The 2,816-nt window shown below is 42.8% G+C and carries 3 protein-coding genes; all 3 read right to left on the reverse strand.

What is annotated here, in order from left to right:
* On the reverse strand, positions 1 to 196 hold a 196-nt coding region (locus Q0200_RS05345; protein WP_297938682.1), incomplete at its 3' end, for a helix-turn-helix transcriptional regulator.
* Positions 193 to 288 carry a type II toxin-antitoxin system RelE/ParE family toxin gene (locus tag Q0200_RS11915; RefSeq protein ID WP_366118299.1) on the reverse strand — a complete coding sequence of 32 codons (96 nt, stop codon included), beginning with the start codon at positions 286 to 288 and terminating at the stop codon, positions 193 to 195. The genes Q0200_RS11915 and Q0200_RS05345, both read right to left, overlap by 4 nt.
* 931 nt (positions 289 to 1,219) lie before the next feature.
* Positions 1,220 to 2,665 carry a nicotinate phosphoribosyltransferase gene (locus Q0200_RS05350; RefSeq protein WP_297938685.1) on the reverse strand — a complete coding sequence of 482 codons (1,446 nt, stop codon included), beginning with the start codon at positions 2,663 to 2,665 and terminating at the stop codon, positions 1,220 to 1,222.
* Positions 2,666 to 2,816 lie beyond the last annotated feature (151 nt).

A 2,816-nucleotide genomic window follows, 5' to 3' on the forward strand; every position in this document is an offset into this window, starting at 1 on the left:
TAGAACTCTCAAACCTGTCTACTACGCTTTGGGATACGTTCATTAGCTTTGCGATCTTGGCTTGACTAAGACCGGCGTCAATACGTGCTTTGATAAGTTTCTTTTTGATTTCAAAAAGGGGTCTTGTTTTGGTATAAAGCTCATTAAATTCAGCATTTTCGAGATTTTTAGCAAGCAGTTCTTCATAAGCCGTCATTTTTTATCCTTTAATATTTTTCTAGCTCTTTCCAGCTCATTGCTAGGCGTCTTTTGTGTTTTTTTGACGAAAGCGTGAAGGATGATAATAATCTATGTCCGCCACCATTTCAAGCAATATATAGAAAGCCACCACCCCCCCCCAGCAAGTTACAGCAATAAAATCACGTTTTTAACGATAATTTAAAACTTTTTCATAAACTTATGGCAATAAAAAGCAGCTAAAAGAAACTATCAGCGGCAATTTTTCGCTGACTATCCGGTAAAAACAGTCAAAAATTACGGCAACAATCAGCCAAAATGATACACAACGCCTAAAATATCAGCACGGCTCATGAGATAAAACCCAAGTTAAAATTTAAATCCCAAAGACAAGCCGTACTTTGTAAGTGATGCGATAATCTACTATTAAAATAATGCCTAACGGCATTAAATTTTATCTACGAGTTTTGCAACAAAACAACAAATAAAAGTAAAATAATTATGGTAACAATTAAGACGAAGCAATCTCGACCGAAGTCAAAGAAAGAGAGAGGGCGGGCTAGAAAAGTAGCTTTTGTGCGGCATGGATATTTCATATGGGAAGATTGCATAATATCTTTTCTGTTATAATTAGCAATACTTTGATTTATAAACGGCAGATTGTGTATATGTATAAAGCGTTGCAAGCTATTGAAATCTTAAAATCAAGCTAATTCTTTGACCTTTAGGCTGTTTATTCTATGGTATTTTTGGCGGTTTTGCACGTAAATTTGGATTTTAAAAACAAATTTACGCCAGAAGCCAAATCATAAACTAGCTTGATTTTATCCCAAATACTGGCTTTGCTAGTGTTATTGCAAGCCAAATTGCTAAAATCGGAATATATTTCAAATAAATAGGTTGATATTAAAAAAGCGAAAACCGTTATTTTGCTACTTTTGTTTTTGTCGATATGAAAATTTAACGAGCGGCTTAGTCTCTCGCATCTATAAACTTGTGTTTGCGCGATAAAATTTACCGCAAAAGTAAGCCGCTCGTTTTTTTATTTATTTTTTGTGCTACGTAAAAGCTCCATCTTCATCTCGTAGTAGTCCACGCTCATATCGACGTAGTGTTTGTGCGGGTTTTCAAAGCGCTGCTCCTCCTGCCAAATTTCATTTTCGAGCTGCTTTTTTACGTAGTCTCTGATTTGCGATAAATTTGCCGGCTCGGCTGCGCGCTTGCCGTCTTTTACGACTAGATTTTGTAGCTGCCGCGCCGTACAACCCTCAAAATACAGCTCCTTCCACGGCCTATCGGGATCTATGTAGCGGTAGGGTTTTGAGAGGTCGGGCGTTTCGTCCGCGTTCGTGATCAAATCGGCGACGGCTTGACTGCCTTTATATATGCGCCAGACTTTTTTTAGACCCGGATTAGTCATCTTTTCTACGGCCTCCGAGACCTTTATACGCGGGCTAAAAATGCCTTCTTTTTCGACTGCGACTAGTTTATAGACTCCGCCGAAAACCGGATCGCTTTTTGACGTTATCAGCCGCTCGCCCACGCCAAAGCCGTCTATGCGTCCGCCTTGGGTTAAAATCGAGGCGATGGTGTATTCATCCAGGCTGTTTGAGACGATGATTTTGCAGTCTTGTAGCCCCGCCGCATCTAGCATCGCGCGCGTTTTTTTAGATAGATACGCTAGGTCGCCCGAGTCTAGCCTAACGGCTTTTAGGCGCTTACCCATAGGTTCAAGCACTTCTTTTGCCGTTTTTATCGCATTTGGTACGCCGCTATGCAGCACGTCGTAGGTATCTACGAGCAGCGAAGCGGAGCCCGGATAGAGCAGGGCGTAGCGCTTAAAGGCTTCAAATTCGTCGCCAAAATACATCACCCAGCTGTGCGCCATCGTACCGGTCGTCGGTATACTAAAAGCCTTAGCCGCCAAAACCGTCGCCGTGCCGTCCACGCCGCCGATATAGGCCGCTCTAGCGCCGTATACGGCCGCGTCGAAGTTATGCGCGCGTCTGGCGCCGAAGTCAAACACGCTCCTGCCGTCTGCGGCTTTTACGATGCGCCTAGCTTTGGTCGCGATGAGGCTTTGGTGGTTTATCTGCGATAGGATCGCGGTTTCTATGAGCTGCGCGTCGATAGGCGAGGCCACGACGGTCATAAAAGGCTCTTGCGGATAGATGATCGTGCCTTCGGCAAATGCGTATATATCGCCTCTAAAGCGAAATTTACGCAGGTAATCCAAAAAATCCTCGCTAAATAAATTTAACGAGCGCAGATAAGCTACGTCGCTATCCTCAAAGCGAAAATTTTCTACGTACTCAATGATTTGCTCAAGCCCCGCAAATATCGCAAAACCGCCGCCGCTAGGCACTTTGCGGTAAAAAACGTCAAACGCCACGCGCGGCTGATCCGCGCTTTTAAAATACCCCTCCGCCATCGTAAGTTCGTAAAAATCCATCACCATGCTGACGTTTCTTGCGTCAAACTGCGTCATTTTTGCCCTTTCTTGTTAAAATTTGATAATGATATAACCCCGCGGCTTGCGAGATGCTGAAATTTGGCGGAATGATTTTAAACAAATATATTATTTAATCTCATAATATTATCACTTTTTATCGGTTTTTAAGCTCGTTTAGCATATAGTT

The sequence above is a fragment of the uncultured Campylobacter sp. genome (assembly GCF_938045225.1).
Taxonomy (GTDB): domain Bacteria; phylum Campylobacterota; class Campylobacteria; order Campylobacterales; family Campylobacteraceae; genus Campylobacter_A.

Bases quoted from the DNA above. Each gene is read 5' to 3' on its own strand.
- Q0200_RS05350 (WP_297938685.1), bottom strand. From the start codon at position 2,665: ATGACGCAGTTTGACGCAAGAAACGTCAGCATGGTGATGGATTTTTAC.